This is a genomic window from bacterium, assembly GCA_026398675.1.
In the GTDB taxonomy this organism is placed as follows: domain Bacteria; phylum RBG-13-66-14; class RBG-13-66-14; order RBG-13-66-14; family RBG-13-66-14; genus RBG-13-66-14.
Map to the genome: position 1 here is coordinate 1 of JAPLSK010000148.1, position 13,106 is coordinate 13,106.

The following is a 13,106-nucleotide window of genomic DNA, read 5'->3' on the forward strand; positions in this document are numbered from 1 at the left end:
AGCCGAAGACGAAGCCGAAGACGCTCACCCCCAAAAGGACCAGGGGGACAATGTTCACCCCGAGGAAGAAGGCGATGCCGCCCGCGGAGAGGGAGCCCTGGTGGGTGACGAAGTGGCTCTTGAGGACCCCGCCCAGGAAGCGGAAAAAGCCCCGGACGCCGGCCCAAATTTGAGCCGGTTTCGGGATGCGCCGGAGGAGGTCGCGGAAGCTGTTGGCGGGGGTGTGGGGCATGGGCTTTTCTTTAGTAGGAGGGGACGAGGGTCAGGCCGGCCCCGTTCTCGGCCTCCCAGCGGCGCACCTCGAGGGTTATCTCACCGGTCAGGGCGGCCACCGCGCGGCGGTTGGCCTCCTCGGCCGCCTGCCCGGCGTTGTAGACGTTGCCGAGGTAGAACCCGGCGCCGATGAAGCCGGCCAGGGCGGCGGCGGGAATCTCCCCCTCCTCGGCGGCCCACCACGTGGCCCCGATCCAAAGAGCGTTGGTGGTCAGCGCCAGGACGCCGTCCCAGAAGTCACCCGCGATGACCTGCCCCAGTCCCGGAACGAGGGCCGAGGCCAGGGAGGCGAAGCCGGGGTTGACCCGGGGCAGCTCCGTCCGTCGGGCGGCGATTTTGGCCAGGGCGCCGCCCAGCGCGCCCGCGGGCTCGCCCGGGAAATCGGTGGCGGCCCGGGCGAATTCACCCTCGGCCGATTCCAGCTCCCAGGTGGGCAGGTAGGTCAGACCGCACAGAATCCGCGCCCGGCCCGAGCTCGGCTGCGGGGGGGACTCGGAGGCCAGCTCCTCCAGCTCCCACCGCGCGTCGGCGTAATCGCGCCCCAGGGCCAGCGAACGGCCCAGGGCCAGCCGCACCGTGGGGACGAGGTCGCTGGAGGGGTAATCGGCCAGAAACTGCCGGTAGGTGGAGGAGGCGACGCCGTACTGCCCCGCCCCGTCGTAGGCCAGGCCGACGCCGAAGGCCGCGTCGTCGGTCAGGGGGCTGGACGGGAAGAAATGCAAGAGACGCTCGTACTCCAGCACCGCCTTGAAAAACTCGCCCCGCCCGTAGAGCTCTTCGGCGAAAGCGAGCTGCCCCTCGTCGGTGAGGGTCAACTCCGCCGCCGGAGCGAGGGTGAACAGGAGTAAAAATACGATGACCGCTCTTCTCACGGCACGGGGTCCCAGAGGTGTCCGCGCGCCTCCCGGGCGAAGACGGTGAAGTTCAGCGGTTCCCAGGCGCCGCAGGCCTCGAAGCGCGGGTAACCGTAGGCCTCGAGGACGGCGCCGTAATCGTAGAGAAGGACCGGGTAGCGCGCCGGCGGGATGTGGTTGTTGCAGCGCAGGAGCCGCCCGAAGGCCAGGACCACGCCCTTCGCGGGGCCGTGCGCGGAAACCGCCCCGTAGGCGTAGTTCGAGCAGGTGGGCTCGTAGCGGCAGAAGGAGGCGTTCTGCCCCGTGAGCCAGTACCTCCACAGCCCGAAGAGCGGGGCGAGCGCCTGATGTAAAAATCCATCCGAGCCGCCGGCGGCGGCGTGAACGTCGGCCAGGCCGAGGCGGACCGGACCCGGCGTCTCGGCGAACCCGCCCTCGGGCGGGGCGTAGGGGCCCTGAGCCGCGCAGAACGCAACCAGAACCACCAACAAAACTCGGACCGTTCCAGCCATCCCGTCACCTTCCCGCCGGACCGTCACCCCTTGGCCAAGTATACCAGACCCCGCCCTCCGGTGGCGCGCGGGGACTCTTCCTGGTATAATACGCGGGCTCCGAACCCTCGCTTTTCGCGCACCCTAGAAGAGTCGCATGTTCAACAAGATGCTCATCGCCAACCGCGGCGAGGTGGCTCTACGGATTATCCGCGCCGCCCGAGAGCTCGGCATCCGCACGGTGGCGGTTTACTCCGAGGCCGACCGCGGCGCGCCCCACACCCGCGAGGCCGACGAGGCCATCTGCATCGGACCGCCGCCTCCCGCCAAGAGCTACCTCTCCATCCCCCGCATCATCGCCACCGCGGAAATCACCGACGCCGACGCCATCCACCCCGGCTACGGCTTTCTGGCGGAGAACCCGCACTTCGCGGAAATCTGCGAGGCCTGCCGCGTCACCTTCATCGGCCCCTCGCCCCGCACCATCACCATGATGGGCAACAAGGCCACCGCCCGCAAGACCATGATAGCAGCGGGTGTGCCGGTAGTCCCCGGCTCCGAGGGCGTGATCAAGACCGCCGACGAGGCGGCGTCGGTCGCCGAGGAAATCGAGTACCCGGTCATCGTGAAGGCGGTGGCGGGTGGCGGCGGGCGAGGGATGCGCATCGCCCACACCCCCGTGGCCCTCCTCGGCGCCTTCACCACCGCCCAGACCGAGGCCGAGAACGCCTTCGGTGACGGCAGCGTCTACATCGAGAAGTACGTCGTCAAGCCCCGGCACGTCGAAATTCAGATCGCCGGGGACCGCCACGGCAACGTGGTACACCTGGGCGAGCGCGACTGCTCCATCCAGCGCCGCCACCAGAAGCTCCTCGAGGAATCCCCCAGCCCCGCCGTGGACGCCCTGCTGCGTCAACGGATGGGCGAGGCCGCCGTGAACGCCGCCCAGGCCGCACTTTACCACTCCGCCGGCACCGTCGAGTTCCTCCTCGAAGCGGGCGGCAACTTCTACTTCATGGAGATGAACACCCGCATCCAGGTCGAGCACCCCGTCACCGAGATGCTCACCGGCACCGACCTCGTCCGCGAGCAGATTCTCATCGCCTCCGGGGAGAAGCTCTCCTGGACCCAGGAGGAGATAACCTTCTCCGGCCACGTCATCGAGTGCCGCATCAACGCCGAGGACCCCTTGAGGAATTTCACCCCCAACCCCGGCACCATCACCGACTACAAGGCCCCGACCGGGGAGGGCGTCCGCGTGGACACCTACGCCGAGCCCGGCGCCAATGTCAGCCCGTACTACGATTCGCTGGTGGCCAAGCTCATCGTCAAGGGCGCCGACCGCGCCGACTGCATCGCCAGGATGCGCAAGGCCCTCGGCGAGATCGTCATAGACGGCATCCAGACCACCATCCCCTTCCACCAGGCGCTCCTGGACAACCCCCGCTTCCAGAAGGGCGACTACGACACCGGCTTCCTGGAGGAAGAGAAGATCATCTGATTTTGGGGGCAAGGGGTTTTCCCGGGGGGCCCATATAAAACCCCTTGTCTCCTCCTGAGGTGGGTGATGCGGCTCTTCAAGCGCGCCGGGCAGAAAGGTGAGAGTGTACTATCGGATATTGAACGGATATTGAATTGCAAGGATACTAAAGGATTAACGAAGTATTTTAGGAGTAGATTAATTTGAAGAATGACCTCAAACAAATTGATTTTCTATCTGAAGATTATATAACTCGTCTTAATAATGTAGGTTATGTTGTGGAATTTGCTGATATTGATGGGGTGACTTATTTAAATGGAACAGAATCACCGATACATAATTGGTTTAGATTAACACCAAGTTACTCACCAGAGTTAGTAAATTTCTTTATTGATATTTTTAAATGTAATAGCAATACACTTGTATGCGACCCTTTCCTTGGGAAGGGCACAACAGCAATCGAATTAAAAAAGAGGGGTATCCCCTATGTTGGTATAGAAATTAACCCGTTATTGAAAGAGGCTTCTGAGTGTTGTTTAATGTGGGATATTAGTTTAAGTGAGCTATGTAGTAATAGCATTCTATATCTTAATAAATTACGTGCTCTTATATTAGGCCATAAGAAGGATTCGCTGGAATTAGTTGTAACTAAATATAATATCTCGATTCCATCTATATATAATGTTTATCGCTGGTGGCGAAAATCAGTTCTAAAAGAGTTACTGCTTGCTAAGTATCTATTTACAAAATTGGAAGATAAACGCTTTCAAAAAATCCTGTGGGTTATACTAGCTGATGTTTCATTGAGTTGTGCAAATATCCATCGCAATCATCCAACGATTACTTTTGATGACGATAATAATAATAGAGTGATTGATGTCTTTGCTACCATTGAAGTAAAACTACAAACCGCATATAATGATGTAGAACACATAAAAAAAGAGTACCAAAATACAAGCGAAGGTGATATTATTTGTGGAGATAGCGTATTTATTGACAGTTATTTACATCAGAAAATAAACACAATTATTACATCTCCTCCATACCCGAATAGATTTAGCTATGTGCATCAAACAAGACCGCAACTCTTTTTTCTGGATTTATTCAATAATCCTATACAATCATCTGATCTCGATTTACAATCTATCGGTGGTACATGGGGAGTAGCGACATCTATCTTAGAGAGAGATCATATAATGCCTAATAAGGGTACAGAACGGATACTCAAAGACATTGAGCAGTTAAGAACTAGAAGCAATCTAATGTGTAATTACGCACTTAAGTATTTCAATATGTTAGATACGCATATTGTTAATTTAAAGAACGTTATAGTTCCAGGATTTAGAGGGGCTTACGTTGTCGGTAATTCTCGACTAAAAGGTGTTGAGATTTACACAGATACAATACTAGCTAGATTGTTTGAATTACATGATTTTACAGTAGATAAAATTTATATACTGAGAAAAAGAGGAGGAAGAAAGGAACTTTATGAGACAGCTATTTGCGTGTCTAATTAAACATCAGAAAAATTTTATCAATATGTTTTCTAATAAGTTCCTTTTCCTGTTTTAAGAAGTTAAGAAGATTGAAGCCAGATAGCTTTGTGACAAAATCAAATGATTTTTTTCCTTCAAACAGATTCCAACTTTTTTTCAATCTAGCTACAGGGCTTTCTAGTGATGTATTGCAAAAAATCAGCATTATTGGTTCATATTTTAATAGTTTTAATGCGAATGCCATATTCTCGTCGGCTTGAATCCTTTTTGAATCCCCAATTTGATAACAAGAGCGTACTTCAAATACTATTCCTTGCACATTGGGATTTTTAGTGAGTTTAACCAATTTTGCCTTAGTACAACCAGAATAATTATCAAACCTAATTAAACCATCTGTTGACCTTTCTTGATCTTTATCATCAATTTTAATAGTAACTTTAAACTTCAAATCTCCTGGTGGTACTGATAATTTATGTTCTAAAATAATATGAAACATTTCCTCATACAAATCACCCAGTTTCTTGTGAAGACTTGTTATTAGATTACCACTAATTCTAGCCTTTAAGTACATCTCGTTATTTAAGAAAAATGGATAAAAAGCAGGGTCATTTTGAAGTTTTAATAAAAAATCTTCCATGGTATTAATGTCATCCCATTTTTTAAAGGGATCAAAATCAGTTACTTTTTGTAAATGTTTTTCCAAAGCACTGCGCAGTTTAGCAATCACAATTAAACCCCTTAAAAAAAGCCGTTAGACTAATATCCAGGGCGTTAGTAAACTTCTTGATGTTACCTAAAGAAAGGTTTCTCTTACCTCTCTCAACTAAACTTATGTAGGTCTGGTCAAATCCTGTTAGCTCTGACAATTGTAATTGAGTTAATCCTTTCTCTGTCCTAAGCTCTTTGATCCGTAAACCAAACTGTCGAAGAAGTTCTTTTGTGTCCATCCCCTACTCCTTTACCGTGAAGAACGTATTAAAAATGTACGAACTAAGTAAACAGACAAAGAGTCATATTTGCAAACAGCATAAGACTAAAAGGCTACTCCTTGGAAATAAACCAAGTCTGAGCTCTACCGCAACCGTGTAGACCGTCTTGTCAATGAGCTTTACAATTTGATCAAAGAAAGAGATAAAAATCGTTGAAGATGCGACAAGGAGTAATTGATGCGCGTTGACGTGGCACTGGGGCCGGGGGAGTGGGCGGCGCTCGAGCTGGCCGGGCGGGTTGCCGTGGTCATTGACGTCCTGCGCGCCACGACCACGGTCACCACGGCGCTGGCCAACGGCGCGGCGGCGATCATCCCCTTCGCCGACCTGGGCCTCTGCCGGGCTTATAAGGATAGGAAGCCCGACGTTCTTCTGGGCGGCGAACGGGAAGGCCTCAAGCCACCGGGCTTCGACCTGGGCAACTCGCCCCTGGAGTACACCGCCGAACGTGTGTTCGGCCGGCGCATCGCCTACACCACGACCAACGGCACACTGGCGATGGAGGCCTGCCTGGGGGCGGAGGAGGTCCTCATCGGGGCGCTGGTGAACCGCCGGGCGGTGGCGGAAAGACTGGCCGCGAGCGGCCGGGACGCGACCCTCGAGTGCGCCGGAAAAAGCGGCGCGCCAAACCTCGAGGATACCTACTGCGCGGGTGCTATAATAGACCTGCTGGAGAGCTTGGCCGTCAACGGGGTTGACATCTCCGACCGGGCCCTGATCGCCCTGGCGTTATTCAGGAACCCGAACGCCGGAGCCGTCCTCGAACGTTGTGAGCACGGGCGGGCCCTGGTCGGTCTGGGATTCTCGGACGACGTTGACTACTGCGGGCGCATGGATGTCGTCGGCGTCGTGGGCGTCCTCGAAAACGGGGAGATACGCGCCGCCCGCTGATGGGTGAAATGGACGAGGACCTGCTGTACAAGATAATGGCGGCTATCGCGGGCGATACGACCCACGAGGCCCACTTCAACCGCCTCAACCCCGCCGATGTCGAGGATTCCGACGCCTGCATCATGCTGTCGCTCTTCTACCACCGGCACGACGATTACGGACGGGCCCAGATCTTCGAAGACCAGGCCAGGCTCTTGACCGAAGCCGCCTTCGTCCGCACGCGGTCGAGTCGCGACGACCGCCTCAACCTCAAATCAGGGGTACCGATGTCCGACGATATTATGGACGAGGTCCGCTCGGCTCTGGCCGGCGGTCCCGGAACGCCCGCCGCCAAGTTCGCCCACATCCTGCCCGCCAAGCTCGACGACGTGACGACCTGCAACGCCCTGGGCGATTTGTACGCCAGGATCGGCAACTCGCAGCGGGCCTTCGCTTTCTACCACCGGGCCGCCGAGCTCTACAAGGAGGACGGCTACAACACCAAGGCCATCGCCATCCTGCGCAAGGCCACGCGCCTCGGCTCGCCGCCCGTGGACGCCCTGTGGGAGCTGGGCGAGCTCTACGCCGCCGAGGGCTTCAAGGCCGAAGCCTCCGGGCAGTTTCTCCGCTTCGCCGACTCGAACCGCCGCGCCGGCGACGCCCTGGCCGTCCTGAAGGCCTACGAGCGCATCGTCTCCCTGGACCCGAATAACCCCCACATCGCCGTCATTCTCGCCGATATGTACACCAAGAGCGGGCTGTTGGAGAAGGCCAGACGGGAGTACGAGCGCGCCCTCGACCTCCTGCGCGATCATCAGGAGTTTGAGGAGATCGAGAGGATAACCGAGAAGCTCAATGCCCTTCACGTTCCGCCCGCCGAGCGGCCCGAGGAGACCCGGCCCGTCAGCCGCCGCGAATCCTCCGACCTCATCGTCATCCCCGAGGGCGGGATGGAGCTCGACATCGTGGAGGAGGAGCCCCCGGAAATCATTGTGGAGCCGGAGTACGAGTCCGTATTCGATGAGGAGACCACCGACGAGCTCCTCGAGGAGCCGACCACGGACGAGGGCACCGGGGTCATCCTCTACGCCAGCTTCGACAAAATCATCGGCGAGTTCAAGCAGGCGATGAGCACCCTCACCGAGGGGGACGACCCCCAGGGGCACTACGACCTGGGAATCGCCTACAAGGAGATGGGGATGCTCAACGAGGCGATAATCGAGCTCCAGGCGGCCTCCCGGCACACGGAATTCCAGACCAAGGCGCTGCCCGTCCTGGCCGACTGCTTCGTGGACAAAAAGATGCCCGAGCTGGCGGTGAAACAGCTGGAGCGGGCCATCACCCTCACCGACTCGGAGCAGGAGCTCCTGGCCATGCACTACCAGGCGGCGATGCTCTGCCTCCAGCTCGACCGGCGCCCCGAGGCCGTCAAGCACCTCCGGGATTGCTTCTCCATGGACGCCGGCTACCTCGACGTGGCCAGGCGTCTCGACCGGTTGACGAAGAAGTGACCCCCGGGCGGGAGGCTCGAACGGCGCCTCGTTTGAAAAGGGGATTACGCGGTGTCGGCGCGTCCCGTCGGGCCGGGGTGTAAAACGTGGGGGCCGAGCGCCCCTCTCTCTATAACCGGGAACCATGATAGATAAACCGCCTCTGAACGGGAACGGCACACTCATCCGCGAGACGGGCTCGGGCCTGAGGGTCATCGTCCGCCGGGACCCCGCCGTCCCGGTGGTCACCGTGTGGGTCTGGGTGGGCGTGGGCAGCGTGAACGAGCCCGACGGATCGGGCGGCGTCTCCCACGTCATCGAGCACATGGCCTTCAAGGGGACCCCGACCCGGGGCGTGGGCGAGATAAGCCGCGAGATAGAATCCCACGGCGGCTTCATCAACGCCTTCACCGGCTACTACGCCACGGCCTACTTCGTCAGCCTCCCCCGGAAGCACGCGGGTCTCGGCATCGAGGTCCTGGCGGACGCGTTGTCCAACCCGCTCTTCGACCCGGCCGAGCTGGCGCGGGAGCTCGAGGTCGTCGGGGAGGAGATTCGGATGCGCGACGACCAGCCCGATACACGGCTGTGGGAGTCGGCCGCCGGGCAGGTGTACACCGTCCACCGCATGGGCCGCTCCGTCGGCGGCCACCTGGACGTGGTCAAGGCCTTCACCCGCGACCAGGTTCTCGACTACCACCGCCGGCACTACACGCCGCGCAACTCCCGGGTGGTGGTGGTCGGCGACGGGGAACCCGAGACAATCTTCTCCGAGGTGGAGCGGCGCTTCTCCGCCTACGACCACCCATTCCGCGAGCCGGACCCCGCTCCACCGGAACCGGAGCAGCTCGGGCCCCGGTTCAGGGTCGAGGAGATGCCGGTGAACCGGGCCCATCTGGCCCTGGCCTGGCCCACCCCCGGACAGCTCCACCCCGACACGCCCTCCCTGGACATTCTGACCGGCGTGGCCGGCGACGGCCTCTCCAGCCGCCTATACCGCCGGGTCAAGGACGAGCTGAACCTGGTGGACGACATCTCGGCCTCCCTGGTGACGGGCGACGACGCCGGCATCTTCTACGTGGAATGCGAGCTGGACCCCGCCGACGTCCGGCGGGCCCTGGCGGCGATTCTGGGCGAGGCGGCGCTCTTGCGGGAGCGGCCCGCGGGGGCCTACGAGCTGAACCGGGTCCGCAACACGGTGGAGCTCTCCTACCTCCAGGAGCGCGAGACCGTGGAGGGTCAGGCGCACGAGCTGGCCCACTACGACCACCTGGGCGACTGGCGCCGGGCCGAGGAGTATCTCCGCGGCCTCTACGCGGTCAGCGCCGAATCGGTCCTCGGGGCGGCCGGGCGGTACCTCGCCCCGGAAAAGCTCTCCGTGGCGCTGGTGGTCCCCCGGGGGCGGGCGGCGGAGCTGCAAAACCTGGAACACGCGGCCGACCGTTCGTCCCCGCCGCCGGTCCGCCGACCCCTGGCGGAGACGCCCCCCCGCCCCGTTTCCCCCTCGCCGGTCTCCGTCGAGGAGACGGTCCTGGGAAACGGCGTGCGCCTGGTCCTCCGCCGCAACACCACCCGCGCCCTCGCGTCGGTGGCGGCCTTCACCGCCGGGGGGCTCTTCGAGGAGCCGACCGGGCTCGAGGGTGTGACCAACTTCGCCCTGGAGATGGCGCTGCGCGGCACCAGCGAGCACGACGCGGAGGAGTTCCACGCCCGGGTGGAGTACTACGGGGCGGAGCTGGACACCGACGTTCAGCGCGACTTTTACGGGTTCGAACTGGACTGCGCCGCCCGCCACCTGGACCCGGGGCTGGCCCTCCTCGCCGAGACCCTGACGCGGCCCGCCTTCCCCGAAAGCGAGCTGGAGCCCAAGCGGAGCGACATTCTGGCCGAGATTGCCACCCGGACCGACGAGGCGTCGGCGTACACCCTGGGCCGGGTCAACACCGCCCTCTACGCGGGGCGGGGGTACGGGCGCTTCCTGGACGGGCGCGACGAGACGGTACGCGCCCTGGACGCCGCCGCGCTCACGGGGTGGTACGGCGACCGCTTGCGGGCGGATCGGCTGGTCATCGGCGTCAGCGGCGCCTTCGAGCGCGACCCTTTGCTCGAACGGCTCGAGGAGCTGTTCGGCGGGCTTCCCAAGGGTGACGGTGCGCCCGACGCGCCCCCGCGCGTCTACGGCACGGACTGCGTGGAGGAACGGCTGCCCAAGCAGCAGACCCACGTGGCGCTGGCCTTCCCCGCTCCGGCGCTGGGCGACGACAGACGTTTCGCCGCCAATGTGCTGGCCCAGGGGCTGAACGGGGCCGGGAGGAGGCTTTTCATCGAGCTGCGCGACCGGCTTCACCTGGCTTACGTCGTATTCTTCCTCTACCGACCGCTCCGCGGCGCGGGTGGGTTCTTCAGCTACATCGCCACCCAGACGGAGCGGGGCGAAGAGGCGCTGGACGCCCTTCGGGGCGAGTTGGATCGGGTCGCCCGGGAGGGGCTCGACCCCACCGAGGTGGCCGAGGCCAAGGAGCACGTCATCGGGCTCTACCAGCTCGGGCGCCAGAGGAACGCGGCGTCCGCCGCCTCTTACGCCGGCGCCGTAATCCAGGGGCTCACCGCCCGGGACGTGGACCTCTACCCCGAGCGCATCGCCCGGGTCACCCCCGACGAGGTCAACGCCGTGGCGGCGGAGAGCCTGGACCCGTCGCGCGGCGCGCGGTGCGTCATCCGGGGGACTATGCCGGACCGGAAGACGAGGTAGCCGTGACCGGAGAACCGATTTCCCTCTTCGACCGCTGTTGCGAACGCTGCAGCCACACCGGCGCGGAACCGTGCGGTGACTGGCTCGCCTGCCGCACCACCGGCCCGTTCTGCCACGCGGACTCGAAGTGCGACGAGGCCAAGGCGGCGGTGGCGCGGCGCATCGCCTTCGGCCCCGGAGCCCTCGTCGGGGTGGGGCAGGGCGACTGCGGGCGCGGGGTCGGCTCCGGTGAGGTCCTGAAGGTTCTGGGGAAAGGGCTGCCCGGCGATTCCTTCGAGGTCGTCCCCACCGGCTGCCTGGGCTTCTGCTCGGCGGAGCCGCTGGTGTGGGTGGCGCGGCCCGCGGAGCCGGTCGCCCTCTTCGGCGGCGTCACCCCCGACGTCGCCGTCGAGCTCGCCTGGCGACTCGCCGACGGCGTGGGGTGGCCGGAAAAGGTGCTGGCCCTCCTCCCGCCCGCCCTGGCAGAGGAGCGCTCATTCCGCGACAACCGCCACCTGTACACCGTCGAGGAGGTCCAGGGCGGCTACTACCCCTTCTTCTTGGACAAGCAGATGCGGCTCGTGACGGCGCACTGCGGCCTGTCCCGCCCGACCGATCTCGACGATTATCTCATGCGCCGGGGGCTGCACCCGCTCTACGTCCTCCTGCGCCACCTGACCCCGGAGGAGGCCTTCGCCTTCCTCGAGGAGTCGGGGCTGGAATCGCGCGTCACCGGCGAGCCCGTGGCGCCCGTCTGGCAAAGATTCTCGGGGACGGAAGGCGGGTTGATCCGCCTCGACCTGCGCGACGGGAGGACCAACCCGCCCCCCCTCGCCCGGCGGCTCCTCGAGGGGCTCCCCTTCCAGGTCCTCGAATCCCTCCTCCTGCTGGGGCTGGTGACCCGGACCGTCCGGGCGGAAATCGTCCTCCCCGGCGACTGGGACGGCCTCCACGAGGCGACGGCGCACGGGGACGACCTGCGGCGGCGTTACGCCCCCCGGGGGACGGCGCCCGAGGAGAACCTGCGAGCCGCCCTGGACGCCCTGCGGGGCCGCGGCCTGACGGGGGGAAATATCCTCGGCACTGACTTCTCCTGTTCGGTGAAGCTCGTCCGCGAGCCCTCGGAGGACGGGGAGGCGCTCGTGGTGGACCTGGAGACGGTCCTCAACGTGCCGGCCATCCTGGAGATGGGCGGGGAGTGGTTCCGGGGGTACGGCCACGGCCGGCACCCCGGCACGAAGTGTCTCCTGGTGGGCGGACCGCTGGCGGCGAAGGGCTTTTTGGAATTGAACCTGGGCACGCCGCTGGGCGACGTGCTGAACCTGGTCTGCGGCGGCGGCGAGGGCTCCGTCAACGAGGCGGTGCTGGACGGCGGCGGGGCGGTGCCGGCGGCGGAGTTCGACGCAATCCTCGACTTCCCCGACCCGGAGGAGCTGCCCGGCCCGCCGGTCCTGGGCACGCCCGCAACGGTCGTCTTCCGGATCGCCGGGGAGGAGTGGGAGCCCGACCGGGTGGAAAACGAGGAGCGGCCAGAGGTCCGCCTCTCGCCCCTGACCGGCCTTTTCGCCCGTTACAAAGAAATCACCCCGCCCGCCGGGCTGCCGGCGAGCGTCCTTTTAGGCTGGCGGATGGCGGGACAGCGCCTCTGTGTCATGACCACGGGCGCCGTGGAAGAGGCGGAGCTCTACCACGCCGGGCGGCTGGCCGGCTACCTGAGCCGGGAGGCGCCCCCCGAGATGGCCCGCTGGGCCATGAACCTGTTGAACACCCTCCACTCCCAAATTTGAGCCGAGGTGCGACCGATGACTGACCACCAGGTGTCGTTCATCCTCGACGGCCGAGAGGTTCAGGCGCCGCCCGGAACCACGGTTCTGGAGGCCGCGCGCAAGCTCGGCCACGCCATCCCCACCCTCTGCCACCACCCCCTCCTGGACACGAACGGCCGCTGCGGCGTCTGCACCGTGGAGCGTGAGCCGGCGGTCATGATCCGGGCCTGCTTGACGCCGGTGGAGCAGGGGGCGGTCTACCACACCGGCTCTCCGGCCGTCGCGGCCCACCGGCGAGAGGTGGTCAAGCTCCTTCTCTCCCGCCACGAGCTGGCCTGCCACACCTGCGACCGGCACGGGGAATGCGAGCTGGAGCGGCTGGTTGGGCGGTTGGGCATCACCGACGGCTCCCCGGTCGGGCTGTCCGCGCAGACCCTCACCGACCGGTCATCGGCCTCGTTGTCGCTTTTGGGCGACCGCTGCCTGGTCTGCGGTGACGATATCTTCGTGACCCAGGTTGACCGTATCATGCAGGGCATCGAGAAGGACGCAGCCAACTGCGTGCTGATAAAACCCAACCAGGTCGGAACACTCACGGACACCTTTGACGCGGTGCGCCTTGCCCATACCCATGGCATGGACACGGTCATGAGCCACCGCTCCGGT

12 protein-coding genes are annotated in these 13,106 nt (G+C 62.1%); 7 read left to right on the forward strand and 5 right to left on the reverse strand.

The window, feature by feature from the left end; translation table 11 throughout:
• The 3 genes from NTW26_03885 to yidD form a co-directional block, all read right to left on the reverse strand.
• A partial coding sequence (locus NTW26_03885; GenBank protein ID MCX7021412.1) for a hypothetical protein occupies positions 1-232 on the reverse strand: 232 nt, incomplete at its 3' end.
• A gap of 10 nt (positions 233-242) precedes the next feature.
• A complete protein-coding gene (locus NTW26_03890; GenBank protein MCX7021413.1) occupies positions 243-1,145 on the reverse strand; it encodes a hypothetical protein in 903 nt (300 codons plus the stop codon).
• Positions 1,142-1,639, reverse strand: coding sequence for a membrane protein insertion efficiency factor YidD (gene yidD / locus NTW26_03895; protein ID MCX7021414.1), 498 nt, complete (start codon positions 1,637-1,639; stop codon positions 1,142-1,144). The genes NTW26_03890 and yidD overlap by 4 nt, the downstream gene beginning before the upstream one ends.
• Before the next feature lie 136 nt (positions 1,640-1,775).
• Between yidD and accC the strand changes: the two genes are divergently transcribed.
• Both accC and NTW26_03905 read left to right on the forward strand, forming a co-directional pair.
• Positions 1,776-3,119: an acetyl-CoA carboxylase biotin carboxylase subunit gene (accC, locus tag NTW26_03900; protein ID MCX7021415.1), complete on the forward strand. Its 1,344-nt coding sequence runs from the start codon at positions 1,776-1,778 to the stop codon at positions 3,117-3,119.
• A gap of 182 nt (positions 3,120-3,301) precedes the next feature.
• Positions 3,302-4,615, forward strand: coding sequence for a DNA methyltransferase (locus NTW26_03905; protein MCX7021416.1), 1,314 nt, complete (start codon positions 3,302-3,304; stop codon positions 4,613-4,615).
• Here the strand turns inward: NTW26_03905 and NTW26_03910 are convergent.
• The gene (locus NTW26_03910; GenBank protein MCX7021417.1) at positions 4,608-5,321 is read right to left on the reverse strand and encodes a hypothetical protein; all 714 of its coding nucleotides are present in this window, start codon (positions 5,319-5,321) and stop codon (positions 4,608-4,610) included. The genes NTW26_03905 and NTW26_03910 overlap by 8 nt on opposite strands.
• Positions 5,311-5,541, reverse strand: a complete 231-nt coding sequence (locus NTW26_03915; GenBank protein MCX7021418.1) for a helix-turn-helix transcriptional regulator — start codon at positions 5,539-5,541, stop codon at positions 5,311-5,313. Before NTW26_03915 ends, NTW26_03910 begins: the two co-directional genes overlap by 11 nt.
• A gap of 219 nt (positions 5,542-5,760) precedes the next feature.
• Here NTW26_03915 and NTW26_03920 point away from each other — a divergent pair, with 219 nt between their 5' ends.
• From NTW26_03920 to NTW26_03940, 5 genes are all read left to right on the forward strand, one after another.
• Positions 5,761-6,474, forward strand: a complete 714-nt coding sequence (locus tag NTW26_03920; GenBank protein MCX7021419.1) for a 2-phosphosulfolactate phosphatase — start codon at positions 5,761-5,763, stop codon at positions 6,472-6,474.
• Positions 6,475-6,482: 8 nt separating this feature from the next.
• Entirely contained in the window at positions 6,483-7,964 is a 1,482-nt protein-coding gene (locus tag NTW26_03925) for a tetratricopeptide repeat protein (protein ID MCX7021420.1), read from the forward strand.
• A 124-nt stretch (positions 7,965-8,088) separates the two neighbouring features.
• Entirely contained in the window at positions 8,089-10,695 is a 2,607-nt protein-coding gene (locus tag NTW26_03930) for a pitrilysin family protein (protein ID MCX7021421.1), read from the forward strand.
• 2 nt (positions 10,696-10,697) lie between these two features.
• Entirely contained in the window at positions 10,698-12,461 is a 1,764-nt protein-coding gene (locus tag NTW26_03935; GenBank protein MCX7021422.1) for a CCxxC motif-containing NuoF prefix domain-containing protein, read from the forward strand.
• Positions 12,462-12,476: 15 nt separating this feature from the next.
• A partial coding sequence (locus NTW26_03940) for a 2Fe-2S iron-sulfur cluster-binding protein (protein ID MCX7021423.1) occupies positions 12,477-13,106 on the forward strand: 630 nt, incomplete at its 3' end.

Bases quoted from the DNA above. Each gene is read 5' to 3' on its own strand.
- yidD (MCX7021414.1), bottom strand. From the start codon at position 1,639: ATGGCTGGAACGGTCCGAGTTTTGTTGGTGGTTCTGGTTGCGTTCTGC.
- NTW26_03930 (MCX7021421.1), top strand. From the start codon at position 8,089: ATGATAGATAAACCGCCTCTGAACGGGAACGGCACACTCATCCGCGAG.
- NTW26_03920 (MCX7021419.1), top strand. From the start codon at position 5,761: ATGCGCGTTGACGTGGCACTGGGGCCGGGGGAGTGGGCGGCGCTCGAG.
- NTW26_03925 (MCX7021420.1), top strand. From the start codon at position 6,483: ATGGACGAGGACCTGCTGTACAAGATAATGGCGGCTATCGCGGGCGAT.
- accC (MCX7021415.1), top strand. From the start codon at position 1,776: ATGTTCAACAAGATGCTCATCGCCAACCGCGGCGAGGTGGCTCTACGG.
- NTW26_03915 (MCX7021418.1), bottom strand. From the start codon at position 5,541: ATGGACACAAAAGAACTTCTTCGACAGTTTGGTTTACGGATCAAAGAG.